The sequence below is a fragment of the Streptomyces marinisediminis genome (genome assembly GCF_026262575.1).
Taxonomy (GTDB): Bacteria; Actinomycetota; Actinomycetes; order Streptomycetales; family Streptomycetaceae; genus Streptomyces; species Streptomyces marinisediminis.
Window position 1 is genome coordinate 73,381 of record NZ_JAPKFL010000002.1, and the last position, 24,295, is coordinate 97,675.

A 24,295-nucleotide genomic window follows, 5' to 3' on the forward strand; every position below is an offset into this window, starting at 1 on the left:
GCCCCGCCCCTCCCGGCACCCCGCCGCCCGGCTCCGCCCCGCCGGACGCCGCGCCGTTCACCCGGCGCCGGCGCTCACCGTCGGGTCCAGGCCAGCAGCCGGTCGGCGTCCCAGGTGGTGACGATGCGCTCCACCGGGACGCCGCACTCGACCGCGCGCACACAGCCGTTGCCCTGCCAGTCGAGCTGGCCCGGCGCGTGGGCGTCGGTGTCGACCGCGAAGAGGCACCCGGCGGCCACCGCCCGGCGCAGCAGCCGCAGCGGCGGGTCCAGGCGCTCGGGGCGGCAGTTGATCTCGACGGCGGTCCCGGACTCGGCGCAGGCGGCGAAGACCCGGTCGGCGTCGAACTCCGACTCCGGCCGGGCCCGGCGGCCGCCGCGCAGCCGCCCGGTGCAGTGCCCGAGCACGTCGACGCGGGGGTCGCGCACGGCACGCTCCATGCGGCGCGTCATCGCCCGGGCGGGCATGCGCAGTTCGGAGTGGACGGAGGCGACCACGAGGTCCAGCCGGTCCAGCAGCTCCGGCTCCTGGTCGAGCGAGCCGTCGGCGAGGATGTCGCACTCGATACCGGTCAGCAGCCGGAACGGCGCCAGCTCCGCGCCGAGCGCGGCCACGACGTCGAGCTGTTCGCGCAGCCGCTGCGGCGACAGGCCGCGCGCCACCGTCAGGCGCGGCGAGTGGTCGGTGAGGACGGCCCACTGGTGGCCGAGGTCCGCCGCCGCGCGGGCCATGACGTCGATGGGGCTGCCGCCGTCGGACCAGTCGGAGTGGGTGTGGCAGTCCCCCCGCAGGGCGTCCCGCAGCCGCTGGGCGGCCTCCCCCAGCTCCTCGGGGGCGGCGGCTTCCTCCTCCAGCCGGGCCAGGTACCCCGGCACGGCACCCGCGACGGCCTCACGCGCCACCTGCGCGGTGGTGTCGCCCAGCCCCTTGAGCCGGGTCAGCGTGCCGTCGCGGGCGCGGCGCTCGGCCTCACCGGGCGGCAGTGCGGCCAGCACGGCGGAGGCCCTGCGGAACGCCCGCACCCGGTACGTGGGCGCCTGGGCCCGCTCCAGCAGGTACGCGATCCGGTCCAGCGCGGCGACGGGGTCCATCGCCTCCAGCGTCGCCGCGCCGCGCCGCGCCCGCAAGCGCGGCCCGGGGCGCCGCGGGTCAGAGCAGGTCCCGCAGCCGGTCGGCGAGCAGGTCCCAGCGCCAGCGCTCCTCCACCCAGGCGCGGCCCCGCTGCCCCATGCGGCGGCGCAGTTCGGGGTCGCGCAGCAGCGCCGTGACGCGCTCGGCCGTCTGCGCCGCGTCGCCGCCGCGCACCACCCAGCCCGTCTCGCCGGGCAGGACGGCGTCGGGGGCGCCGCCGGAGTCCCCGGCCACCACGGGCAGCCCGGTCGCCGACGCCTCCAGGTAGACGATGCCCAGCCCCTCGACGTCCAGCCCGCCGCGCCGGGTGCGGCAGGGCATGGCGAAAACGTCTCCCGCGCCGTAGTGGGCGGGCAGCTCCGACCAGGGCACCGCGCCGGTGAAGCGCACGGACGCCGCCACCCCGCGGGCCTCGGCCAGCTTGCGCAGGTCCGCCTCGTAGGGGCCGCCGCCGACGAGCAGCAGCACCGCGTCGGGCACGTCGGCCAGGACGCGCGGCATCGCCTCGATCAGCGTGTCCTGGCCCTTGCGCCGCACCAGCCGGGAGACGCACACGATCACGGGGCGGCCGGTGAGGCCGAGCCGCTCGCGCACCTCGGCTCCCCCGGAGCCGGGGTGGAAGGTCCGCTCGTCCACGCCCGGCGGGAGCTGCGCCATGCGGGCGGCCGCCTGCGCGGTGAGCGCGGTGGAGACGCGCGAGCGGGTGTACTCGCCGAGGTAGGTGAGGGTGTCGGTGGACTCGCCGATGCGGCGCAGCAGGTGCCGCGCGCCCGGGAGCTGCGCCCAGCCCGCCTCGTGCCCGTGCGTGGTGGCCACCAGGCGCCGGGCGCCCGCGGCGCGCAGCGCCGGGGCCATCAAGCCCAGCGGCGCGGCGGCGCCGAACCACACCGAGGTGCACCCGTGTTCGCGCAGCAGCCGGACCGCGCGGCGGGTGACGCGGGGGGTGGGCAGCAGCATGGTGGTGCGGTCGCGCACGACGGTGAACGGCTGCTCGGCGTCGAAGCGCGCCGTCGCCTCGCGGCCCGCGGCGGTGCGGTTCCAGGTGGAGGCGTAGACGACGACCCGCTCGGGGTCCAGGCGCAGCGCCATGCTGTGCAGGAACGCCTGGATGCCGCCGGGACGGGGCGGGAAGTCGTTGGTGACGATGAGCGTCTTGGGCATGGGCGTGTGCATCGGCGACGACAGTACCGCTTCGCCGGTACCGGCCCCGCCGCGGCACCGCGTACGGTCGCGGTATGCGCCTGCCCCTGTTCGCCTGGCTGACGACCCGTGCCGCGCTGCTGCTGACCGTCTTCGGCGTGTGGCGGCCGCGCGGCCCGGACGTCACCACGGACGTGTCGGTGATCTACCAGGGCTGGGCCGAGGTGCTGCGCGAGGGCACCTATCCGCTCCACGACGTGGCCTGGCAGTACCCGCCGGGTGCGGCGCTGCCCGTCCTGGCGCCCGACCTGCTGCCCTTCCTGGCCTACCCGGCGGCGTTCTACGTGCTGGCCTGCGCCACCGACGCGCTGGTGTTCGGGCTGCTGCTGCGGGCGGGACGCGGGCCGGAGCGCGGCCGGGCGGGGGCGTGGCTGTGGGTGGCCGGCGTGCCGCTGCTGGGCCCGACCGCGTACGCCCGCTACGACCTGATGGTCACCGCGCTCGCCGTCGGCGCGCTGCTGGCCGCCGCCCGGCGGCCCCGGCTCGCCGGCGCGCTGGTCGGGCTCGGCGCGCTGGTGAAGGTGTGGCCCGCGCTGCTGCTGGCCGGGGCCCGCTGGGGCCGTCCGGCGCGGCGGCTGGCCGGGGCGGCACTGGCCGCGGGGGCCGGCTGCGCACTGGTGCTGGCGCTCGCGCGCCCTGGCGGCTGGGCGTTCGTGACGGCCCAGCGGGACCGGGGCGTGGAGGTGGAGTCGCTGGGCGCGCTGGTCTTCCACGTGGCCCGGTGGCTGGGCTGGCCGGGCGAGGTGCGGCTGCACTACGGGTCGATGGAGTTCCTGGGGCCCGGGGTGGAGGCCGTGGCCACCGGTTCGCTGCTGCTGACGGCCGCGGCGTTCGGCTGGCTGCTGTGGTGGCGGCTGCGCGCGGACGTCCGGTGCGACGCGACGCTCGCGGACGCCGCGCTGGCCGCCGTGCTGCTGTTCACCGTCACCAGCCGGGTCATCAGCCCGCAGTACCTGGTGTGGCTGGTGGGGCTGGCGGCCGTCTGCCTGGCGCTGCGCTCCCGGCGCCAGACGCGCCCGGCGCTGCTGGTGCTCGCGGCGACGCCGCTGACGCTCCTGGAGTTCCCGGTGTTCTTCGACGCCGTGGTGGCGAGCGAGCCGCTGGGCGTGGCCCTGCTCGTGGCGCGCAACGGGCTGCTGGCGACCGCCGCGGTGCTCTCCTGCGCGGGGCTGTGGCGCTCGACCGTCACCGCGGCGGCCCCGGCACGGCCGGGGGCCGACCGGGCGGCGGGCGGCGCGCTCAGGGCCGCGTCACGGCGCTGACCGGCATCATGTGGACCGGGTCGTAGCGCACCCGCGCGCCGGGGTAGGGGGCGTGGACGACCTGCCCGTTGCCCGCGTAGATCGCCACGTGGCTGGCGTCGGAGCGGTAGACGACCAGGTCGCCCGGGCGCATCCCGGCCTGCGCCACGCGCTGCCCGGCGTGTGCCTGCGCCTGCGAGGTGCGCGGGAGGGAGACGCCCGCCTGGGCGTAGGCCCACTGGGTCAGCCCCGAGCAGTCGAAGGCGTGCGGGCCCGCCTGCCCCCAGCCGTAGGGGCGACCCACGGCGCTCTGCGCGGCGCGCAGCGCGGCGGCCGCGCGGCCCGATCCGGCGGCGTCCGAGGCGTCCGGTGCGGTGGGCGCGGGGCGGGCGGCGGCCTGGCGGGCGGCCCGCTCGCGCTCCCGGCGCTCCCGGCGCTCCTCGGCCGTGAGGGTGTTCAGCAGCCGCTGCGCCGCGGCGAGCTTGCTCTGCACGGCCCTGCGCTGCTCACCGAGTTCCCTGCGCTCGTCCTCCAGCTCGGCCAGCCGCTCGGCCGCCCGCGTGCGGCGGGTGTCCAGCAGGCGCTGGGCGGCGCGCAGTTCGCGCAGCTCGCCCACCTGGCGGCTGCTGATGCGGTCCAGGGTGGCGGCCCGGTCCAGGTACGCCTCCGGCTCGGTGGACAGCACGAGGGCCACGGCCGGGTCGAGGCCGGCGGAACGGTACTGCGCCCCGGCCAGCGAACCCAGCGTGCCGCGCAGCCGGTTGACCTTCTCCTGGCCGCGGGCCACCTGGTCCTGCGCCCGGGAGACCTGCTCGCGCAGGTCGTCGACGTGCTCGGCGGTCGCGTTGTACCGCTCGGTGGCCTGCTCCGCCTGCGCGTAGAGGCGGTCGACGCGCTCGCTGACCGTGGCCGGGGCCGGGCCCCGCGGGTCGGCGCCCGCCGGGACGGCGGACATCGCGGCGGCCGACGCGGCGGCGGCCGTCAGGACGGTGACCCGTGCGCCCCGGCCGAAGCCGGTGACCGGTGTGTGTCGGTGCGAACCCACGACTGCTCCGCGATCCGTGCGTGTCCCTTGCCGGGAATGGCGCCCGCACAGTAACGGGCCGCACACGGAGCGTCCAACGCGGCGGGTGGGCCGCGCCGCCCCGAGGTGGCGAGGGCGACGCAGGTCACGGGCTTGCGCGCCCCGGGTTTCGCCGACGGCGATTCGCTCGCAGGAGGGAGCGAAAACCCACTTCGTTGACGGGCGCGGGCGGCACGGGAGCGGGAGCTAGATGCGCACGCCCCACATGAACGGCATGCCGGAACCGGAGATGGACTCGTAGCGGATCGAGGTGCCCGGGTAGGGCGCGTGCAGCATCTGCCCGTTGCCCGCGTAGAACCCGACGTGGCCCAGGTCGTTGCGGAGGATCACCAGGTCGCCGACGCGCAGGTCGCTCATCGAGTTGATGCGCGTACCCGCGCTGGACTGGCCCTGGGAGGTGCGGGGCACGGTGATGCCGGCCTGCTTGTAGGCCCAGTAGATCAGGCCGGAGCAGTCGAAGGAGTTGGGGCCTTCCGCGCCCCACGCGTAGGGCATACCGGCGCGGGTGGTGGCCGCCTCGTACGCGGAGGACGCGCGCCCGGTGGGGGGCGGGGCCTCGTTGCCGGGGGTGCCGAGCTCGGCGCGCTCGTTGGACGCCCGGCTGGCGCGCTGCTCGCGCTCCAGGCGCTCCTGGCGCTCCTCCTCCGTCAGCGTGTTGAGGAGCTTCTGCGCCTCGGAGAGCTTGCCCTGGACCTTCTTCTTCTGGTCCTCCAGCTCCTCGCGGGTCTCGGCGAGGTCGTCGAGCTTCTCGGCGGCGCTGTCGCGCTGCTGCTCCAGGCTCTGCTGCTTGTCCTGGATGCGCTCCAGCGCGGCGACCTGCTTGCCGCTGAGCTGGTCGAGCGCGGAGGCCCGCTCCAGGTAGTCGTCCGGGTCGGAGGAGAGCAGGAGCTGCACCGAGGGGTCCAGGCCGCCGCTGCGGTACTGCGCGGTGGCCGCCGAACCCAGGGCGTTGCGGAGGTCGTTGAGCTCGTCCTGGCCGCGGGCGACCGAGTCCTGGATGCGGTCGACCTGCTCCTGGAGCTCGTCGGCCCGCTCCTCGGCGCCGTTGTACTTCTCGGTGGCCTCCGCCGCCTCCTCGTGCAGCCGGTCGATCTCGGCCTGCACGCCCCGCTTGTCCCGGTCGGGCGCCGGGTCGGCGTAGGCGGAGTTGGTCGACATCGCGACGGCCGCCGCCGCGGTGGCGGTGAGCACGCTCGCGCGGGTACGGCCCGGCTGCTTGGGACGACGGTGGGACGCCACTTGGGGCGAGCTCCTTCTTCCTCAGCCGCCTGCCGCGCCGCGCACGTCCTCGGCCCGGCTCCGCGACAGTGCCGCGGATAAGGCGGTACCTCCGCCGACACCCCGGATGGGTGACCGACCGTGCGAAGGTTCGGGGCCCGACACTAGCCAGCCACGGAACGCGGCTTCAAATCCTTGCGGCCAAAATCTCATGCCCGGCGCCCATCCTTTACCAACATCACACCAATAGCAACAGCGGTTTGACGCTCCGTGAAGACCCGATGCGGGCACAGGGTGCGAAGTACGGCCCGAACGGAGCGAAAGGGACGCGGGGTTCAGGTGCGGGCAAGTCGCCGCAGGAGCAGGGCGGACGCCACCGGGCGGGCGCCCGCCTCGGCCACCCCGTCGGCCACCTCGCGGTCGGTGGAGACCACCACCACCGGGCGCCCCGCGGGCTCGGCGCGCACCAGGCGGCGGATCAGCTCGTCGGCCGTCTGCCCCGGCTTGCTGAACAGCACCCGCACGCCGCGCGGCGGCGCCAGCAGCACCGGGGAGGCCAGCTCCGCGCCGTCGAAGACGCAGGTGACCTCGGCGCCCGACTGCGCGGCCAGCACCGCCAGCCCCCCGAGCAGCCGCAGCCGCTGCTTCTCCAACGGCATGGTGGGGTAGCCGGTCTTGGTGACGTTGTAGCCGTCCACCAGCAGGTGCACCTGCGGCAGTGCCAGGAGCTGGTCGAGCAGCGCCGGGTCCTCCTCGGACAGCGCGCGGCGGGCGACGTCCTTCGGGCTCATCCGGCCCGGCTCCACGGCCTCGACGGTGTCGGCCGGGTGCTGGGCGGCGGGCGGCAGCGCCAGCTCCCGGCGCAGCCCCTGGGCGGCGTCCAGCACGGTGTCCAGCAGCAGCCGCACCCGCATGTCGGCGACGCCGCGGTCCTCGCGCGCCGCCCGGCGGCCCGCCTCCAGCGCGGACTCCGCCTCGGCGGCCCGGGCCCGCAGCCGCCGCGCCTCGCTGTCGGACGCCGCCTTCTGCGCCGCCGCCTGGGCCCGCACCTCCGCCAGCTCGGCACGCAGCTTGCGCAGCGCCGCCTCACCGCGCTTGACGTCGCTCTGCGCGCTGCGCAGCCTGCGGTTGAGGCCGTCCATCTCGCGCCGGGCGGCCTCCAGTTCGGCCCGGTGCCGCTCGCCGCCGTCCCGCCCGGCCTCCCGGGCCTGGGCCAGCTCGGCGCGCAGCCGGGCCAGTTCGCGGGTGGCCTCCTCGCCCGCCTTCTCGGCCTGGGCCCGCTGGGCCTCCTCACCGGCCGCGGCCACGAGCTTGACCCAGCCCTCGGGCCGCGTCACGTACGCCAGCGCCGCCACGTCGACCGGGTCGGCCGCGGCGGGCGGCGAGCCGACGCGCAGCGCCTCGGTCAGCTCCGGGTCCAGCTCCCGCAGCCGCGCGGCGATGCGCTGCCGGAAGGCGGTGTCCGTCTCCAGGGCGGCGGCCATCGCGTTGCCGCCGAACCTCGCCCGGCGTGCGGGGGTGAAGCGGGCGTACTGGCGCAGCGGCCCGGGAAGCTCCGCGACGGTCAGGGCGCCGAGCGCATCGCTGGTGAGGGTGACGACCTTGTGCCGCACCCGTTCGGGCAGCGGGCGGTCGAGCGCCTCGGCGGCGCGCTGCCGCTCCGGCCGCGGCTCACCGCCCGGCGTCTCCTGCACGTCCCGACTCCCGTCCGTTCGCTCGCGTCCCTCAGCCCCGTCCGCCGGGACGGCCCACCGGCTCCACCCGGCCCGCGCCGCACCGGCGGCGCACCGGTCCCGCCGCCCCGCCCGGCGCCTCGCGCGCCCCGGCCCCCGGCACCGCGGGCCCGGCCGGCCGGCCGGACGCCGCGGCCGCGCCGACGTACCCGGCCCCGCCGGCGCGTCCGGCGCCGCGGCGCGCCCGGCCGCCGCACGGCTCGCGACGGCGGCGCGGGGCCGCCGTGTGCTGCGGGAGCGGCATGGTTCGTCCTCGTCTGTCGGGTGCCGTCGAGGCGGGCTCAAGCCGCCGTACGCGCAACCCTACGACCTGGACCGGGACCGGTGCGCGGCTTGGGGCGCGCCGTGGCCGAGCCGTCACCGAAGCCGGGTGACCCCCGCCGGGCGAGCCACCGGGCCGGGCCGCCCGGCCGCCCGTCCGGAGGCTAGAGTGAGCGGGCCCGCTCAGGCGACCGGAGGGAGTGACGAGGCCGTGATCACCTCGATCGTGCTCATCAAGACCAGCACCGACTCGATCCCGGAGGTGGCCGAGCAGATCGCCGCGCTGGAGGGCGTGAGCGAGGTGTACTCCGTGACCGGCGCGCACAACCTGATTGCCATGGTGCGGGTGGCCCGCCACGACGACCTGGCCGACGTCATCCCCGGGCGCATCAGCAAGGTGCCGGGCGTGGTGTCCACCGAGACGCACATCGCCTTCCGCACCTACTCCCAGCACGACCTGGAGGCCGCCTTCGCGATCGGCCTGGAGGGCTGAGCGCGGGCGCCCGGCTCCCGGGCGCGACGCAGCGCCCCGAGCGGGAAGCGCCCCGCCCGGAGCGCGCCGCCGCCCGGGGCACGCCCGCCCGTCAGCGGCGCGGCCGGCCGGTCAGCTCGCGCGCGGCCGTCAGGAAGCGGTCGACGTGCTCGACGGGTGTGCCGGCGCCGAAGCTGACCCGCACCGCACCCAGCTCCCGCCCCTCGGGCGCCGCCCCGCCCCCGCACTCCCCCGGGCGCGTCGCCGCCACGCCCAGCAGCGCGCGCAGCAGCGGGTGCGCGCAGAACAGCCCGTCGCGCACGCCGATCCCGTAGCCGTCGGAGAGCGCGGCCGCGAAGTCGGCGCAGCGCCACCCGTCGACGGTGAAGGACACCACGCCCACCCGGGGGGCGTCCACGCCGAACAGGGACAGCACCCGCACGCCCGGCAGCCCGGCGAGCCCGGCGAGCAGCCGCCCCAGCAGCGCCTGCTCGCGCGCCACGAGGTGGTCGAAGCCCGCCTCGGTCAGCGCCCGGCAGGCGGCGGCGATGGCGTAGGCACCGACGACGTTGGGCGAGCCGGCCTCGTGGCGCGCGGCGCCGGTGTGCCACTGCACGCGCACCGTGCCGTCCGCCTCGCGCACCACGCCGCGACTCGCGCCGCCGCCCGCGAGGTAGGGCTCGGCCTGGGCGAGCCAGTCGGCGCGCCCGGCGAGCACCCCGGCGCCGAAGGGCGCGTAGAGCTTGTGCCCGGAGAAGGCCGCCCAGTCCACGCCCAGCTCGCCGAGGTCCACCGGGTGGTGGGGGGCGAGCTGGGCCGCGTCCAGTACGACGCGCGCGCCGTGCCGCCGGGCCACCGCCGCCAGCTCCGCCACCGGCCACAGCTCTCCGGTGACGTTCGACGCCCCGGTCACGCACACCAGCTTGGGCCCCTCCGGCGCGCCGTCGAGCGCCTGGTCGAGCAGGCGGACGGCGTGCGCGGGGCTCTCGGGCAGGTCGAGCCAGGTGGTGCGCCGGCCGCGCCAGGGCAGCAGCGCGGCGTGGTGGCCGTCGGCGAAGACGAAGACCCGCGTGCCGGCGGGCAGGGCGGCGGCGAGCAGGTTCAGCGAGTCGGTGGTGGAGCGGGTGAAGACGACCTGGTCGCCGGCGCGGCAGCCGAGGAACTCCGCGACGGTGGCCCGGCTGCGCTCGAACAGCTCGGTGGACAGCCGCGAGAGGTGCCCGGCGCCCCGGTGCACGCTGCCGTAGTACGGCGCGTAGGCGGCGACGTCGTCCCACACCCGGCGCAGGACGGGGGCGCTCGCGGCGTAGTCGAGGGCGGCGTACTCGGCCTCGCCGCCGTCGGCGAGGGGCACCCGGACGCCGTCCCCGAGCACCGGCAGCGGAGCGGCGAGCGAGCCGTGCGCGACCGGTTCGGTGCAGGCTGTGACGGGCGTGGTGGTGGCCAGGGACATGGTGAAGCTCCAGGGAGGACAAGGGCGAGGAAGCGCTGAGTGCTGAGCGCTGAGTGCGGTGTGCGGGGGCACGACGGCCCGGGCCCGACGGGGCCTAGCGCATTCGCTTGCTCATGGGGGACTCCCTCGACCGCGCTTGCCGCAGACCTTGCTGTCGTGCGGCCCGGTCATCACCCGGGGCACCCCGCCACGGTTGGAGGGTTGCCGGACAGCGGGCCGGGGCCTTCGTCGCTGTCACTCGTGACCTGACGGCAGTATGCCACAGGGCGCGCCGCCCCTCAGCCCGGCCCGTACCGCCCCGGCCGGCCGGCGGGGGCGGCGCGGGGGTGGCGGCGCGAGACGCGGGCCGGGGCCCGCCCCGGAGCATGCGTCCAAGACGGGCCGAGCGGCGTCGGTCCGGGACGGGCCGGGGTGGTGGTCGGTCCCGGACGCGCCCCGGGGGCGGGAGAGCGCGCCCGTCGGGAGCGCGCCCGCCCGGGAGCCGGGCCGCCTACCGGTGCGTCGCCGCGGCCCAGCGCTCCAGCGCGGCCCGCGCCGCGCCGGAGTCGACGGACTCCGCCGCCCGCGCCATGCCCGCGGCCAGTTGGCCGGTCAGCGGCCCCTCGCCCGGCGCGAGGGCGACCAGCGCGGCCGCCGAGTTGAGCAGCACGGCGTCGCGCACGGGGCCGCGCTCGCCGTCCAGCAGCCGCCGCGCGACCTCCGCGTTGTACGCGGCGTCGGCGCCGCGCAGCGCCTGGAGGGGCACGAGGTCGACGCCCACGTCGCGGGGGTCGAACCGCTCCTCGCGCACCGCGCCGTCCCGTACGACGTAGACCGTGGAGGTGGAGGTCACGGTCAGCTCGTCCAGGCCGTCGTCGCCGCGGAACACCAGCGCGGACGTGCCGCGTTCGGCCAGCACGCCGGCCAGGATCGGCGCCATGCGGGCGTCGGCGACGCCGGTGGCCTGCGCGCGCACCCGCGCCGGATTGGTCAGCGGGCCCAGGAAGTTGAACGTCGTGGGCACGCCGAGCTCGCGCCGCGCGCCGGCCACGTGCCGCAGCGCGGGGTGGAACTTGACCGCGAAGCAGAAGGTGATGCCGGCCTCCTCGGCGACCTCCACCACCCGCCGCGGCGTCAGCTCCAGGTTGACGCCGAGCTTCTCCAGCACGTCCGAGGCCCCGCTCGCCGACGAGGAGGCCCGGTTGCCGTGCTTGACCACCTTCGCCCCGGTCCCGGCCACGACGATGGCGGACATCGTGGAGATGTTCACCGTCTTCGCCCGGTCGCCCCCGGTGCCGACGATGTCCACGGTCGGCCCGGGCACCTCGATGGTGTGGGCGTGCGCGTACATCGCCCTGACCAGGCCGGTGACCTCCTCGACCGTCTCCCCCTTGGCCCGCAGCGCGACGGCGAACCCGGCGATCTGGGCGTCGCTGGCCTCACCGCGCATGATGCGGTCCATCGCCCAGGTGGTGTCCTCGGCCGCCAGGTCGCGGCCGCCCAGGAGCGCGCTCAGCACGTCCGGCCAGGAGCGGTCCGCCATGGTGTCGCCTCCGGCGGGGGTCACAGCGCTCATGGGCACGCTCCTGGTGTTGTGCTCGGTGCGGGGTGCGCGGCCGCGTCGGGCCGCCGCCTCCGCACCCTATCGGCCCCGCCCACGCCGCGGGGCCCCGTACCACCGTCCGGACGTCCGGACGGCGGCAGGGGCCCCGCGGGTGCGCGGCCGCCCGGCGCCAGGGCCGGGCGGCCGCCCGAGCGGCGGGCGGTCAGTGGTGACCGTGGCCGCTGGTGATCTCCTCGTACTCCCGGACCGTCGGCTTGGGGATCTGTGCCTTCGGCCCGTAGTAGCCGCGGTTGATGCGCACGCGCAGCTTCTCCACCGGTCCCACCTTGCGCCGGACGCCGTGCCCGTCGGTGGGGGGCGGCAGCTCGGCGGGCTTGGGCTGGTCGTGCTGGGTGAGCAGGTGGAGCTGGTCCTGCGGCAGCGGCTCGTGCACCTCGACGAACTCGCCGTGCGGCAGGCGCTTGATGATGCCGGTCTCCCGGCCGTGCAGCACCTTGTCGCGGTCCCGGCGCTGGAGTCCCAGGCAGATGCGGCGGGTGATCAGGAACGTCAGGATCGGCACGGCGAAGAACCCGATGCGCGCGAACCACGTGATCGCGTTGATCGACATGTCGAAGAAGATGGCCCACAGGTCGTTGCCGCCGCCGACGAGCATCACGAAGTACCAGCTGATCCACGCGGCGCCGATGCCGGTGCGCGTCGGGGCGTTGCGCGGCCGGTCCAGCAGGTGGTGCTCGCGCTTGTCCTTGGTCACCCAGGACTCGAAGAACGGGTAGAGCGCCATGACGGCCAGTACCAGCGGGAAGACCATCAGCGGGACGAACACGCCGAAGTTGATCGTGTGCCCGGTCGGGATGACCCACTCCCAGCCCGGCATGATCCGGATCAGGCCCTCCGAGAAGCCCATGTACCAGTCGGGTTGGGCGTTGGTGGACACCTGGTCCGGACGGTACGGCCCGATGACCCACACCGGGTTGATCTGGAAGACGGCCGAGATCGCGGCGATGACGCCGAAGACCAGGAAGAAGAAGCCGCCCGCCTTGGCCATGTAGACCGGCATGAGCGGGAAGCCCACGACGTTCTTGTTGGTCCGGCCGGGGCCCGGGTACTGGGTGTGCTTGTGGTAGAAGACCAGGATCAGGTGGGCGACCACCAGACCCAGCATCAGCCCGGGCAGCAGCAGTACGTGAACGGCGAAGAGCCTGGGGATGATGTCCGTGCCGGGGAACTCCCCGCCGTAGAGGAACATCGCCAGGTAGGTGCCGATGACGGGCACGGACAGGACCGCACCCTGCACGAACCGCAGACCGGTGCCCGAGAGCAGGTCGTCCGGCAGCGAGTAGCCGGTGAAGCCGGTGAACATGCCCAGCACGAGCAGCAGGAAGCCGAACAGCCAGTTCAGCTCGCGCGGCTTGCGGAACGCGCCGGTGAAGAAGACGCGCAGCATGTGCACGAACATCGACACCAGGAAGATCAGCGCCGCCCAGTGGTGGATCTGGCGCATCAGCAGACCGCCGCGCACGTCGAAGCTGATGTCCAGCGTCGACGCGTACGCCTCGGACATGACCACGCCCTGCATGGGTACGTAGGAACCGTGGTAGTGCACCTCGGCCATGCTGGGCTTGAAGAACAGCGTCAGGTAGACGCCGGTCAGCAGGATGATCACGAACGAGTAGAGCGCGATCTCGCCCAGCAGGAAGGACCAGTGGTCGGGGAAGACCTTGCGCAGATTCTTCTTGGCCGCGCCGTAGATGCCCAGGCGGCCGTCCGCCCAGTCGGCGACGCGTTCACCCGCGGGCGCCTTGGCCCGGGGGCGCGGGTTGTGCTCTGTGTTACTCATCCGCGCTCCCAGAAGCTCGGGCCGACGGGCTCGGCGAAGTCGCCCAGCGCCATGAGGTAACCCTCGTCGTCCACGCCGATGCGGAGCTGCGGCAGCGGGTGGCCGGCCGGGCCGAAGATGACGCGCGCGCCGTCGGCCAGGTCGAACGTGGACTGGTGGCAGGGGCACAGGACATGGTGGGTCTGCTGCTCGTAGAGGCTGACCGGGCAGCCGACGTGCGTGCAGATCTTCGAGTACGCCACGATGCCTTCGTAGGACCAGTCCAGCTCCTGCGGGTCCTTGATGTCCTCCGGCTCCAGGCGCACCAGCATCAGCGCGGCCTTGGCGATCTCCGTGTGGAAGTCGTGCCCCTCCGGCTCCAGCCCCTCGGGCATGGCGAAGGAGAGCGAGCCGACGACGATGTCCTCGGGCCGCAGCGGCTCCATCGTGTTCTCGTTGATCAGCCGCAGGCCGCGCTCCCACATGGTGTGGCGCAGCTTCTCCTCCGGCAGCGGCCCGAGGTCGCGCAGCAGGACGACGCCGGACAGCGGCACCAGCGCCAGCGCGCCGAACATGGTGTTGCGGATCAGCTTGCGCCGACCGAGCTGCGAGTCGCGGGCACCGTCGCCGAAGGCGGCCAGCGCCGCGCTCTTGGTGTCCTCCTCGGCCCCGATCGGGTAGCGGTCCTGCACCATCTCGTGGCCGCTCATCAGCGTCCGCGACCAGTGCACGGCGCCGGCGCCGATGCAGAACAGCGCGACGCCCAGCGTCATGCCGAGCGCGAAGTTCAGCGCGCTGATGTGGCCGAGCGGGAAGAGGTAGACGTACTGCTCCACCGGGATGATCACGTAGGACGCGATGAACCCGATCGTGGCGAGCATCGACACGACGAAGAGCAGGGCTACGGTGCGCTCGGAGCGCTTGGCGGCCCGCTCGTCGATGTCCTGGATGCGGTCGTCGTGGGGCGGCAGCCCCGGGTCGGCGAACGGGTTGCCGTTCGCCTTCTCCGCCGCGGTGCCGGGCTCGGCTCCCTGCTCGGCGGGCAGGTTCTCGTCAGACACGGTCTCGTGTGGTCCAGTCTCGCTACTCATGACTTCCTGGCCTTCGCGTTGCGGGCCGCGACCCAGACCGTGACGCCGACCAGGATCGGGAGGCCGATCACCCAGGCGAACAGGCCCTCGGCCACGGGGCCGTAGCCGCCGAGCTTGAAGCCGCCGGGCGTCTTCGCGTCGGAGGAGTTGACCTGGTGCAGATAGGCGATGATCTGCCGCTTCTCCTTCTCCGGCATCACGGTGTCCGGGAAGGACGGCATGTTCTGCGGACCGGTCTGCAGGGCCTCGTAGATGTACTTGGCGTCGACGTCGGTCAGGTCCGGGGCGTACTTGCCCCGGGTGAGGGCGCCGCCCTCACCCGTGAAGTTGTGGCACTGCGCGCAGTTGGTGCGGAAGAGCACGCCGCCCTCGGCGATCTCCTCGCCGCTGAGGTCCTCGGTGCCGTACTGCTCCTCGGTGGGGATCGCGGGGCCGGGGCCGAGGGAGGCGATGTAGGCGGCCATCTGGTCGATCTCGGCCTGGGAGTACATCCTCGGCTTCTCCGGGGCCTGCGCGCCGGGGGCCTGCATGGGCATGCGGCCGGTGCCCACCTGGAAGTCCACGGCGGCCGCACCGACGCCGACCAGCGAGGGGCCGTCCGAGGTTCCCTGACCGCCCGTGCCGTGGCAGCTTGAGCAGCCGACGGCGTAGAGCTTCTTGCCCTCCTCGATGGCAAGGGACTGGGCGGCGGCCGTCTCACCGGCCTGCGCCTCACCGGCGGGAGCGAACGCGGCGTACAGCCCCCCGGTGGCCGCCAGCGCGAAGATGAGTACGACGATCGCCGCCAGCGGATGGCGCCGTCGTGCGGAGAGCTTTTTCACGGATTACCCCGGTGTCAGGATCTTCTGCGTCGATGCTTATGGCTCTGCGGTGTCCCGGCCGCGCCGGGACTACTTGATCAGGTAGATCGTGGCGAAGAGGCCGATCCAGACGACATCGACGAAGTGCCAGTAGTAGGACACGACGATGGCCGCGGTCGCCTGGTGGTGGGTGAACCGCCGCGCCATGTACGTCCGGCCGAGGACGAACAGGAACGCGATCAGACCACCGGTGACGTGGAGGCCGTGGAAGCCGGTGGTCAGGTAGAACACCGACCCGTAGGCGTCCGACGAGAGCGACAGGCCCTCGTGCTTGACCAGCTCCACGTACTCGACGATCTGCCCGCCGATGAAGACGGCACCCATGATGAAGGTGACCACGAACCACGCACGGAGCTTCTTCACGTCACCGCGCTCGGCGGCGAAGACGCCGAGCTGGCAGGTGAGGGAGGAGAGCACCAGGATCGTCGTGTTGCCGAGCGCGAAGGGCAGGTTGAGCGCGTCCGCCTTCTCGGACCAGAACTCCGCTCCCATGACCGACCGCGCGGTGAAGTACATCGCGAAGAGGGCCGCGAAGAACATCAGCTCGGAACTCAGCCAGATGATGGTCCCGACGCTGGTGAGGTTCGGCCGGTTGACCGACGGGTGCGCGTGCCCGGTTTCTACTGCTGTTGCTGTCGCCACGACCGACATTATGTCGGTCGCTTATTCCGTCCTCACTCCGGGGGGTGCTGTTCGGTGTGTCCACCCCCTGTGTCCTGGCCAAACGGGCCCGTACGGGGGACGCGCGGAGCTGTGCCGCGGCGGGGGCGAGGGAGTAGCATCCGGCCTGTACGCGCACCACCTGTTCAGCCCTGTTGTGAAGACGAACGCGGAGGAACGATGCAGCCCACTGCCACGGTGCTGGTCTACAGCGACGACGCGGGCACCCGCGAGCAGGTGCGGCTGGCGGCCGGCCGGCGCCCGGCCGCGGACGGCCCGGCCGTGACCTACCTGGAGTGCGCCACGCTGCCCGCGGTGCTCAGCGCCCTGGAGGCCGGCGGGATCGACGCCTGCGTGCTGGACGGCGAGGCCGTCCCGGCCGGCGGGATGGGCGTGTGCCGCCAGATCAAGGACGAGATCTACCAGTGCCCCCCGGTGCTGCTCCTGATCGGGCGCCCGCAGGACTCCTGGCTGGCGACCTGGAGCCGCGCCGAGGCCGTCGTCGCCCACCCGGTGGACCCGGCGGCGGTGGCCGACGCCCTCGCCGGGCTGCTGCGCCGCACGCCCTCCGCGGCCGCCTGACGGCTCAGCGGGACGCCGGCCCGGCCTCCGGGCGGGCCGGCGTCCGGCGGGCTCACACCGACGGGCGCGGCGCGCTCCGGCCGCCGGGCTGTCCGCCGTCCGCGGACTCCGCGGCCAGCGCGCTGCCGGCCAGCCACTCCGTCCAGGACAGGTTCCAGTCACCGAAGCCGTTGCCGAACGCGGGCATGTCGGTGCCCTCGGTGTTGACGTGGGTCACCAGGTCGCCGGCGCGGACGTTCTCGAAGAACCACCGCGCGTCGGAGGTCGACATGCCCGTGCAGCCGTGGCTGACGTTCGCGTACCCCTGGGAGCCCACCGACCAGGGCGCCGCGTGCACGTACTCGCCGCTCCAGGTCAGCCGGGTGGCCCAGTGCACCGGCAGGTCGTAGTACTCCGCGCTGCCGGGGCCTATGCCGATGCTGGTGCTGCGCATCCGGACGAAGGACTCCTGTCCGAGCACCACCTTGGTGCCGTTGCGGGTGCGGAACCCGGCCTTGCCGGTGGTGATGGGGAAGGTGTTGACGACCTCCCCGTCGCGCCGGACGGTCATCCGCAGGCTCTCGGCGTCCGCCACGGCCTCCACCCGGTCGCCGGTCTGCAGCTTCAGCGGGTCGGTCGCGCCGCCGTAGAGGCCCTTGCGGATGGGGAGGCCGTTCAGGCGGCTCTCCACGGTGATGGACGCGTGGGCGGGCCAGTACTCCTTCGGGCGGTAGTGCAGCTTCGTGCCGTCCACCCAGTGCCAGGCTCCGGTGACCTTGGGCGTGGAGTTCACCACCAGGGCGCGTTCGACGACGCGGCGCTGGTCGGGCTCCTTGACCTCCTCGGTCAGCTCGGCCGTGATCGGCTGGCCGACGCCGTAGGTCCCCGCCTCGGGGCCGAACTCCACGCCGAGCCGCTGGCTCTCGGGCACGGCGCGCGTCGCGAAGGTGGACTCGGTGCGGCCGCGGCGGCCGTCCGCGTTCTCGGTGCTGACCCGCACGGTGTAGGCGGCGTCCGCGGCCAGCGGGCTGGTGCTGCGCCACCGCGCGCCGTCGGCGGAGAGTTCGCCGCGCACCTGGCGGCCGATCCGGTCGACGACCACGACGTCGGTGATGCGGCCCTCGTCCCCGGTGGCGGTGACCTCCAGGGGCTGGTCGGCGGCGACCGGACGGGAGCCCCGCCCGCCCGCGCTGACGGCGACTTCGCCCGCGTTGACGGCGACGTGGTCGGCGGCGTCGTAGGGTTCGGCGGCCAAGGGGTCGGAGGAGTTGGCGCAGGCGGTCGCGGTTATCGCCGACGCCACCAGCAGGGCACAGCCCTGCGCGATTCGTTTCGATCCATGCGTCCCGTGCCTCATGTCCTAAAAAGTATGAAGAGTAGGCTCTCTGGGCGCGTTGGATACGTACAAACGGGTCATCCCCGGAGCGCGCTCCGGGGATGACCCTTGACTTGCCGGGCGGTGCGTGCCCGTCTCGTCCGCCCTACTGGTTCTGGCCCTCGCCGTGGTAGTACTCGAACACCCAGCCGAAGAGTCCGAGGAGGATGACCGGCGCGGAGAACCACATCAGCCACCAGCCGAAGACGATGCCCATGAAGGCCAGGGCGCTGCCCACGCCCAGGGCGAGCGGCTGCCAGCTGTGCGGGCTGAAGAAGCCCAGCTCCCCCGCGTCGTCGGCGACGTCGGCGTCCTCGCGGTCCTGCGCCCCGGTGTCCACGCGGCGCGCGGTGAAGGCGAGGTAGTAGCCGACCATGATGGCCAGGCCGAAGGCGAGGAACAGCGCCGTGGTGCCCACCGGCTCGCGGGACCACAGGCCGTAGACGATGGCGATCGCCAGGATGAACAGCGACAGCCAGATGAACATCTTGCCCTGGACCTTCACTGGCCCGCCTCCTTCTCGTCCTGGCCGGCGGACGCGCTGCCGGCACCGGCGAGGGCGGGCTCGTCAGCCGCGCGGTTGCGCAACTGGTCCAACGCGGCGATCTCCGGATGGTGCAGGTCGAAGGCCGGGGACTCGGACCGGATGCGCGGCAGCGTGAGGAAGTTGTGCCGCGGCGGCGGGCAGGACGTCGCCCACTCCAGCGAACGGCCGTAGCCCCACGGGTCGTCGACCTCGATGCGCTTGCCGTACTTGGCCGTCTTCCAGATGTTGTAGAAGAACGGCAGCAGCGAGGCGCCGAGCAGGAACGAGCTGATCGTGGAGATCGTGTTGAGCGCGGTGAAGCCGTCGGCCGCCAGGTAGTCGGCGTACCGGCGCGGCATGCCCTCGGCGCCCAGCCAGTGCTGCACCAGGAACGTGCCGTGGAAGCCGACGAACAGCGTCCAGAAGGTGATCTTGCCGAGCCGCTCGTCCAGCATCTTCCCGGTGAACTTCGGCCACCAGAAGTGGAAGCCGGCGAACATCGCGAAGACGACGGTGCCGAACACCACGTAGTGGAAGTGGGCCACCACGAAGTAGGAGTCCGAGACGTGGAAGTCCAGCGGCGGCGAGGCCAGGATGACGCCGGTGAGGCCGCCGAAGAGGAAGGTGATCAGGAAGCCGATCGTCCACAGCATCGGCGTCTCGAAGCTCAGCGAGCCCTTCCACATGGTGCCGAGCCAGTTGAAGAACTTCACGCCCGTCGGCACGGCGATGAGGAACGTCATGAAGGAGAAGAACGGCAGCAGCACACCGCCGGTCACGTACATGTGGTGCGCCCACACCGTCACCGACAGGCCGGCGATGGCGATCGTCGCCCCGATGAGGCCCACGTAGCCGAACAGCGGCTTGCGCGAGAAGACCGGGATGACCTCCGAGACGATGCCGAAGAACGGCAGCGCGATGATGTAGACCTCGGGGTGGCCGAAGAACCAGAACAGGTGCTGCCACAGCAGCGCGCCGCCGTTGGCCGGGTCGAAGATGTGCGCGCCGAACTGGCGGTCCACCTCCAGGGCGAACAGCGCGGCGGCCAGCACCGGGAAGGCCAGCAGCACCAGCACACCGGTGAGCAGCACGTTCCAGGTGAAGATCGGCATGCGGAACATCGTCATGCCGGGGGCGCGCATGCAGATGATCGTGGTGATGAAGTTGACCGCGCCGAGGATGGTGCCGAAGCCGGAGAGCGCCAGGCCCATGATCCACATGTCGGCGCCGATGCCCGGGGAGTGCTCCACGCTGGAGAGCGGGGTGTAGGCGAACCAGCCGAAGCTGGCGGCGCCGTTGGGCGTCAGGAAGCCGGCGACGGCGATCGTCGAGCCGAACAGGTACAGCCAGTAGGCCAGCATGTTCAGCCGGGGGAACGCCACGTCGGGCGCGCCGATCTGCAGCGGCATGATCCAGTTCGCGAAGCCCGCGAAGAGCGGGGTGGCGAACATCAGCAGCATCACCGTGCCGTGCATGGTGAACATCTGGTTGAACTGCTCGTTCGACACGAGCTGCGTGCCGGGGCGGGCCAGCTCGGCGCGCATGACGAGCGCCATGGCACCGCCGATCACGAAGAACGCGAACGAGGTGATGAGGTAGAGCGACCCGATCGTCTTGTGGTCCGTGGTCGTCAGCCACTTGACCACGACGTTGCCGGGCTCCTTGCGCCGCACCGGCAACTCGTTCTCGTACGAGTCCTCCGCCGCTGCGGCACCCTGGGGTTCGTTGAGGATGCTCACGGGTTGTTCGTCTCCGCATTCTCGGCCGCGTCCGTCTGGTCGATGGCAGCGGGCAGGTAGCCGGTGTTCCCCTGCTCGGCCAGCTCCTCCAGATGCCGCTGGTAGCGCTCGGGAGAGACGACCTTGACGTTGAACAGCATCCGGGCGTGGTCCGTGCCGCACAGCTCGGCGCACTTGCCGAGGAAGGTGCCCTCCTTGGTGGGGGTCACCTCGAAGCGGTTGGTGTGACCGGGGATCACGTCCTGCTTCATCAGGAACGGAACCACCCAGAAGGAGTGGATGACGTCCCGTGAGGTCAGGATGAACTGGACGGTCTCGCCCTGCGGCAGCCACAGGGTCGGGCCCGGGTTGCCGGTCTGGGGGTTCTCGTCACCCGGGGTGCCGAGCGTGTAGACGCCCTCGGCGCCCTCGGGCACGGCCTCCAGCATGCGGTCCGGGATGCCGTCGAGCTCGGGGGCGTCCCGGTTGTCGGTGGACGGGTCGCCGTCCACGTCCTCCATGTAGTTGAAGCCCCAGCTCCACTGGAAGCCCACGACGTTGATGACGTGGTCGGGGCGGTCGGAGGTCTCCAGCAGCCGGGACTCGTCCCGGGCCGTGAAGTAGAAGAAGACCGACACCATGATCAGCGGGACCACGGTGTAGAGCGCCTCGATGGGCATGTTGTACCGGGTCTGAACCGGGACCTCGACCTTGGTGCGGGACCGCCGGTGGTAGATCACGCTCCACAGGATCAGGCCCCACACGAGGACGCCCACGGCGAGCGCGGCGATCCAGGAGCCCTGCCACAGGGCGAGGATGCGCGGCGCCTCCTCCGTGACCGGGGTGGGCATGCCGAGCCGGGGGAGGTCCTCCGATGTGCAACCGGTGGCGGTCGCCAGGACCAGGGCCGCGCCCAGCGCCGGCGGCAGCATCCGCCGCATCGGGCGCCGCGACGAGCGGTCGGAGCCGTTGGGACTCACGTAGCGCCTTCCCGAGAGTCTCGCCCGCTCGGCCGGCGCGGACCTGGTGATCGGGGCGCTCGGCCCTGGCGCGGGCAGGGTCTGATGTTTATGCGGACCAAACCCTACTGGACACCGTCTGAGGCCGTGCGGGGAGGGTGGCTAACGCGCCGCCGGTCCCTCCGATGGGGTGGAACCCCGGCGTCCGCCGCCTGATCAGGCCCGTCGCGGGAAGGGCCGCCGCCGGCGCCGGGAGTCGCGGCCCGGGCGGTGGCGGGACGGGCCTGGGCACCGGCGGGCGGCCCGCGGGCGCCGGGAAGCGGGGCCCCGAGCCCCGGGTGGCGCGGGGCGGCGGCGCTGGGAGGCGGGCCGACGGCGCGCTAGCGTGCGGGGGTGCCCTACTTCGACGCCGCCTCCGCCACCCCCCTGCACCCCGTCGCCCGTCAGGCCCTGCTGGCCGCGCTGGACGAGGGGTGGGCCGACCCGGCGCGGCTGCACCGCGAGGGCCGGCGCGCCCGGATGCTGCTGGACGCCGCCCGGGAGACGGCCGCCGAAGCGGTGGGCTGCCGCCCGGACGAGCTGGTCTTCGCCCCGTCGGGCACCCACGCCCTGCACGCCGGAGTGGCCGGCGCGCTGGCCGGGCGGCGCCGGGCGGGGCGGCGTCTGGTGGTCTCGCAGGTGGAGCACTCGGCGGTGCTGCACGCCGCCGAGGCGCACGAGGCGGCCGGCGGCGCGGTCGCCCGCGTCCCGGTGGACCGGGGCGGGCGCGTCGCGCCGGAGGAGTTCGCCGCGCTGCTGCGTCCGGGGGACGCGGCTAAGGCCGGTGGAGGCGCCGACGCGCCCGGGGCGCCGCGCGCCGCTGGCGGGCCCGGGCCCGCGGGCACCGCGCTGGCCTGCCTGCAGTCGGCCAACCACGAGGTGGGCACGGTGCAGCCGGTGGCCGAGGTGGCCGAAGCCTGCCGGGAGGCCGGGGTGCCGCTGCTGGTGGACGCCGCCCAGTCGCTGGGCTGGGGCCAGGTCGGCGGCCCGTGGTCCCTGCTGGCGGCCAGCGCGCACAAGTGGGGCGGCCCCAGCGGCGTGGGCCTGCTCGCGGTGCGCAAGGGGGTGCGGTTCGCCCCGCCCGGCCCCCTGGACGAGCGGGAGGGGGGCCGCGCGCCGGGGTTCGAGAACCTTCCCGCGATCGTGGCGGCCGCCGCCTCGCTGCGCGCCGTGCAGGCCGAGGCGGCCGCCGACGCGGACCGGTTGCGCCCCCTGGTGGACCGCATCCGGCAGGCGGTGCCCTCGCTGGTGCCGGACGCCGAGGTGGTGGGCGACCCGCTGCGGCGGCTGCCGCACCTGGTGACCTTCTCCTGCCTGTACGCCGACGGCGAGGCGCTGCTGCACGCGCTGGACGGCGCGGGGTTCTCCGTGTCCTCCGGTTCCTCGTGCACCTCCAGCACGCTGACGCCCTCCCACGTGCTGCGGGCGATGGGCGTGCTGTCGGAGGGCAACGTCCGCGTTTCACTCCCCCGGGGGACGACGGCGCAGGAGGTGGACGCGTTCCTGGCGGTGCTGCCGGACGCCGTCGCCTCGGTGCGCGGTTCGCTGACGGCCGGGGCGAGCGCCGCCCGGACCGGGGACGGCGTCACCGTGGACGCGCTGGGCACGCTGTGCCCGCTGCCGGTGATCGAACTCGCGAAGGTGATCGACGACGTGCCGGTGGGCGACGTGGTGACGGTGCTGGCCGACGACGAGGCGGCCCGGCTGGACATCCCGGCCTGGTGCGAGATGCGCGGGCACGAGTACCTGGGGGCCGAGGGCACGGCCTTCCGCGTCCGGCGCCGCTGAGCGGCCCGCCCGCGCCGAAGGGCGCGGCGGGCCGGGGCGCGCACGCGGGGAGCCGGAACGCCGCAGGGGGCCGGGGCGCCGGGCGGACGCGGGCGCCCGACCCGGGCCCGAGCACGCGGGCCGGGCCGGGCGCGCGGGGCCGGGCGGCTCACCCCAGGTGGGCCTGGACCTCCTCGGCGGCGTCCGAGCCGTACTCCTTGGTGAAGCGCTCCATGAAGTGGGCCCGGCGCAGCGCGTACTCCTGGGTGCCGACGGTCTCGATGACCAGCGTCGCCAGCATGCAGCCCACCTGGGCCGCCCGCTCCAGGCTCACGCCCCACGCGAGCCCGGACAGGAAGCCGGCGCGGAAGGCGTCGCCCACGCCCGTCGGGTCGGCCTTGGTCTCCTCCTCCGGGGTGCCGACCTCGATGGCGGGGTGCCCGGCCCGCTCGATGCGCACGCCCCGCGCGCCGAGCGTGACGACGCGGGTGCCGACCTTGGTGAGCACCTCCTCGGCGGACCAGCCGGTCTTCGACTCGATCAGCGCCGTCTCGTACTCGTTGGCGAACAGGTAGGCCGCGCCCTCGGTGAGCATGCGGATCTCCGCACCGCTCATGCGCGCGAGCTGCTGCGAGTAGTCGGCGGCGAAGGGGAGGTTCCGGGTGCGGCACTCCTCGGTGTGGCGCATCATCGCCTCGGGGTCGTCGGCGCCGATGTGCACCAGGTCCAGCTCGCCCACGCGGTCGACGACCGACTGGAGTTCGATGAGCCGGGCCTCGCTCATGGCCCCGGTGTAGAAGGAGCCGATCTGGTTGTGGTCGGCGTCGGTGGTGCACACGAACCGGGCGGTGTGCAGCACGTCGGAGATGCGCACCGAGCCGGTGTCGACGCCGTGCCGGTCCAGCCAGCTCCGGTACTCGGTGAAGTCGGCGCCGGCCGCGCCGACCAGCACCGGACGGGCGCCGAGCTGGCCCATGCCGAAGCAGATGTTGGCCGCGACGCCGCCGCGCCGGACGTCGAGGGTGTCCACGAGGAAGGACAGGGAGACGGTGTGGAGCTGGTCGGCGACGAGCTGGTCGGCGAAGCGGCCGGGGAACGTCATGAGGTGGTCGGTGGCGATGGAGCCGGAGACGGCGATGCGCACGACGGACTGCTCCTGTCAGGCGACGGGCGGACGGACACCACACGCTACCGCTGCCCGCGCCTCCTGGGCAGCGGAACCTACCGGCGGTTACTACCCGAAAGTAGGGCTTACCCGGCGGCACTGCGCCGCGTAACGTCGAGGCATGGACAAGCACTCCCCCACCTCATCCACCCCCTTCCCCGCCTCCGACCCGGGCGCCCGGCCGGAGGCGGAGACCCTGGACGAACTGCGTGGCGACGGCGCGCGGATGGACGGGCGCTGGCGGCGCTCCCCGGCGCCCGCGGCCCCCGCGGCGCCGCCGCGGCCGCTGCACGGCGTCCGGGTCCCCGACCGCTCCACCCGGCTGCTGGAGGGCATGTCCGACTACGGCGACTGAGCGCGACCGCGGCGGGCGGCGCCCCGGCCGCGGAACCGGGAGCCGCCGGCGTCCGTCAGATCCG

The 24,295-nt window shown here is 74.1% G+C and carries 21 protein-coding genes and 1 riboswitch; of the genes, 5 read left to right on the forward strand and 16 right to left on the reverse strand.

Translation table 11 applies throughout. From position 1 onward, the window contains the following. Positions 1-74: 74 nt before the first annotated feature. Positions 75-1,091 carry a PHP domain-containing protein gene (locus OSB71_RS02000; RefSeq protein ID WP_265943486.1) on the reverse strand — a complete coding sequence of 339 codons (1,017 nt, stop codon included), beginning with the start codon at positions 1,089-1,091 and terminating at the stop codon, positions 75-77. A 58-nt stretch (positions 1,092-1,149) separates the two neighbouring features. After that, positions 1,150-2,292, reverse strand: a complete 1,143-nt coding sequence (locus OSB71_RS02005; RefSeq protein WP_265943831.1) for a glycosyltransferase family 4 protein — start codon at positions 2,290-2,292, stop codon at positions 1,150-1,152. Between the two features lie 74 nt (positions 2,293-2,366). Between OSB71_RS02005 and OSB71_RS02010 the strand changes: the two genes are divergently transcribed. Next, positions 2,367-3,593 (forward strand): glycosyltransferase 87 family protein, encoded by a 1,227-nt coding sequence (locus OSB71_RS02010; protein WP_265943488.1) that lies wholly within the window; start codon positions 2,367-2,369, stop codon positions 3,591-3,593. Here OSB71_RS02010 and OSB71_RS02015 read toward each other — a convergent pair. The 3 genes from OSB71_RS02015 to OSB71_RS02025 form a co-directional block, all read right to left on the reverse strand. Beyond that, on the reverse strand, positions 3,571-4,617 hold the full coding sequence (locus OSB71_RS02015; protein ID WP_265943490.1) for a C40 family peptidase: 1,047 nt from the start codon (positions 4,615-4,617) through the stop codon (positions 3,571-3,573). The genes OSB71_RS02010 and OSB71_RS02015 overlap by 23 nt on opposite strands. A 225-nt stretch (positions 4,618-4,842) precedes the next feature. Continuing rightward, positions 4,843-5,895, reverse strand: coding sequence for a C40 family peptidase (locus OSB71_RS02020; protein WP_265943492.1), 1,053 nt, complete (start codon positions 5,893-5,895; stop codon positions 4,843-4,845). A gap of 314 nt (positions 5,896-6,209) precedes the next feature. Continuing rightward, positions 6,210-7,568 (reverse strand): NYN domain-containing protein, encoded by a 1,359-nt coding sequence (locus OSB71_RS02025; RefSeq protein ID WP_265943494.1) that lies wholly within the window; start codon positions 7,566-7,568, stop codon positions 6,210-6,212. 511 nt (positions 7,569-8,079) lie between these two features. Between OSB71_RS02025 and OSB71_RS02030 the strand changes: the two genes are divergently transcribed. Next, a complete protein-coding gene (locus OSB71_RS02030; RefSeq protein ID WP_265943497.1) occupies positions 8,080-8,361 on the forward strand; it encodes an Lrp/AsnC family transcriptional regulator in 282 nt (93 codons plus the stop codon). Between the two features lie 91 nt (positions 8,362-8,452). Here the strand turns inward: OSB71_RS02030 and OSB71_RS02035 are convergent, their stop codons facing one another. From OSB71_RS02035 to ctaE, 6 genes are all read right to left on the reverse strand, one after another. Next, positions 8,453-9,793, reverse strand: a complete 1,341-nt coding sequence (locus OSB71_RS02035) for an aminotransferase class V-fold PLP-dependent enzyme (RefSeq protein ID WP_265943499.1) — start codon at positions 9,791-9,793, stop codon at positions 8,453-8,455. A gap of 127 nt (positions 9,794-9,920) precedes the next feature. Continuing rightward, a riboswitch (SAM riboswitch) is annotated at positions 9,921-10,039 on the reverse strand. Positions 10,040-10,283: 244 nt separating this feature from the next. After that, a complete protein-coding gene (gene trpD, locus OSB71_RS02040) occupies positions 10,284-11,348 on the reverse strand; it encodes an anthranilate phosphoribosyltransferase (protein ID WP_265943501.1) in 1,065 nt (354 codons plus the stop codon). 190 nt (positions 11,349-11,538) lie between these two features. Then, positions 11,539-13,176 carry a cytochrome bc1 complex cytochrome b subunit gene (gene qcrB / locus OSB71_RS02045; RefSeq protein ID WP_265943503.1) on the reverse strand — a complete coding sequence of 546 codons (1,638 nt, stop codon included), beginning with the start codon at positions 13,174-13,176 and terminating at the stop codon, positions 11,539-11,541. Further along, positions 13,173-14,246 (reverse strand): cytochrome bc1 complex Rieske iron-sulfur subunit, encoded by a 1,074-nt coding sequence (gene qcrA, locus OSB71_RS02050; protein ID WP_265943505.1) that lies wholly within the window; start codon positions 14,244-14,246, stop codon positions 13,173-13,175. Before qcrA ends, qcrB begins: the two co-directional genes overlap by 4 nt. Next, on the reverse strand, positions 14,243-15,067 hold the full coding sequence (gene qcrC, locus OSB71_RS02055; protein WP_265943507.1) for a cytochrome bc1 complex diheme cytochrome c subunit: 825 nt from the start codon (positions 15,065-15,067) through the stop codon (positions 14,243-14,245). The genes qcrA and qcrC overlap by 4 nt, the downstream gene beginning before the upstream one ends. A 69-nt stretch (positions 15,068-15,136) precedes the next feature. Further along, positions 15,137-15,757: an aa3-type cytochrome oxidase subunit III gene (gene ctaE, locus OSB71_RS02060; RefSeq protein WP_265943509.1), complete on the reverse strand. Its 621-nt coding sequence runs from the start codon at positions 15,755-15,757 to the stop codon at positions 15,137-15,139. Positions 15,758-15,946: 189 nt separating this feature from the next. On the opposite strand from ctaE, the gene OSB71_RS02065 reads away from it, so the two are divergent. Next, the gene (locus OSB71_RS02065) at positions 15,947-16,348 is read left to right on the forward strand and encodes a hypothetical protein (protein WP_265943511.1); all 402 of its coding nucleotides are present in this window, start codon (positions 15,947-15,949) and stop codon (positions 16,346-16,348) included. A gap of 52 nt (positions 16,349-16,400) precedes the next feature. Here the strand turns inward: OSB71_RS02065 and OSB71_RS02070 are convergent, their stop codons facing one another. From OSB71_RS02070 to ctaC, 4 genes are all read right to left on the reverse strand, one after another. Further along, the gene (locus tag OSB71_RS02070; RefSeq protein WP_265943513.1) at positions 16,401-17,684 is read right to left on the reverse strand and encodes a L,D-transpeptidase; all 1,284 of its coding nucleotides are present in this window, start codon (positions 17,682-17,684) and stop codon (positions 16,401-16,403) included. A gap of 124 nt (positions 17,685-17,808) precedes the next feature. Then, positions 17,809-18,207, reverse strand: a complete 399-nt coding sequence (locus OSB71_RS02075; RefSeq protein ID WP_265943515.1) for a cytochrome c oxidase subunit 4 — start codon at positions 18,205-18,207, stop codon at positions 17,809-17,811. Then, positions 18,204-19,967 (reverse strand): aa3-type cytochrome oxidase subunit I, encoded by a 1,764-nt coding sequence (gene ctaD / locus OSB71_RS02080; protein ID WP_265943517.1) that lies wholly within the window; start codon positions 19,965-19,967, stop codon positions 18,204-18,206. Before ctaD ends, OSB71_RS02075 begins: the two co-directional genes overlap by 4 nt. Continuing rightward, entirely contained in the window at positions 19,964-20,926 is a 963-nt protein-coding gene (gene ctaC, locus OSB71_RS02085) for an aa3-type cytochrome oxidase subunit II (RefSeq protein ID WP_265943519.1), read from the reverse strand. Before ctaC ends, ctaD begins: the two co-directional genes overlap by 4 nt. A gap of 372 nt (positions 20,927-21,298) precedes the next feature. Between ctaC and OSB71_RS02090 the strand changes: the two genes are divergently transcribed. Beyond that, positions 21,299-22,732 carry a cysteine desulfurase/sulfurtransferase TusA family protein gene (locus OSB71_RS02090; RefSeq protein ID WP_265943521.1) on the forward strand — a complete coding sequence of 478 codons (1,434 nt, stop codon included), beginning with the start codon at positions 21,299-21,301 and terminating at the stop codon, positions 22,730-22,732. Positions 22,733-22,880: 148 nt separating this feature from the next. On the opposite strand, the gene OSB71_RS02095 is transcribed toward OSB71_RS02090, so the two are convergent. After that, complete coding sequence (locus OSB71_RS02095) at positions 22,881-23,855, reverse strand: carbohydrate kinase family protein (RefSeq protein WP_265943523.1); 975 nt, start codon at positions 23,853-23,855, stop codon at positions 22,881-22,883. 142 nt (positions 23,856-23,997) lie between these two features. Between OSB71_RS02095 and OSB71_RS02100 the strand changes: the two genes are divergently transcribed. Further along, a complete protein-coding gene (locus OSB71_RS02100) occupies positions 23,998-24,231 on the forward strand; it encodes a hypothetical protein (RefSeq protein WP_265943525.1) in 234 nt (77 codons plus the stop codon). Positions 24,232-24,295: the final 64 nt, after the last annotated feature.